This window comes from Ruegeria sp. BJ5 (assembly GCF_056537865.1).
Genome location: NZ_JBQFSH010000023.1, coordinates 1 through 510 on the forward strand (window position 1 = coordinate 1; position 510 = coordinate 510).

1 protein-coding gene is annotated in these 510 nt (G+C 60.2%); it reads right to left on the bottom strand.

What is annotated here, in order from left to right:
• The coding region (locus ACR0NY_RS19145; protein ID WP_480771309.1) for a putative PEP-binding protein at window positions 1-510 on the bottom strand (510 nt) is incomplete at both ends.

Here is a 510-nt window from a genome sequence, read left to right on the forward strand (position 1 = left end):
GATCCAGCGCCTCGGCCAGTTCTCTCTGACCGCTGCGGGTGGTCGGCAGGAACTCGTGCAACGGCGGGTCAAACAATCGGATACAGACCGGCAGCCCTTTCATGATCCGGAACAGCTGCACAAAATCGTCGCGCTGCATCGGCAACAGGCGTTCCAGCACCGCTGCGCGTCCCGACGATGTTTGCGCAAAGATCATTTCGCGCATGACGATAAGACGGCCGGGATCAAAAAACATGTGCTCGGTTCGGCACAGTCCGATCCCCTGCGCCTGAAAGTTACGCGCGGTTTGCGCATCCGCAGGCGTGTCCGCATTGGCGCGGACTTCGATATCCCGCTCGGCATCCGCCCAACCCATCAATGTCTGGAAACTGTCATCCAAGGCCGCTTCGAGCATGGCCGGCTGCCCGGCCAGAACCTGACCGGAACTGCCGTCAATGGTTAGTGTGTCGCCGGTTTTGAACACCCGGCCATCCGGTGCGGTCAGCAGTCTCTTTTTGGTCTGAAACCGCA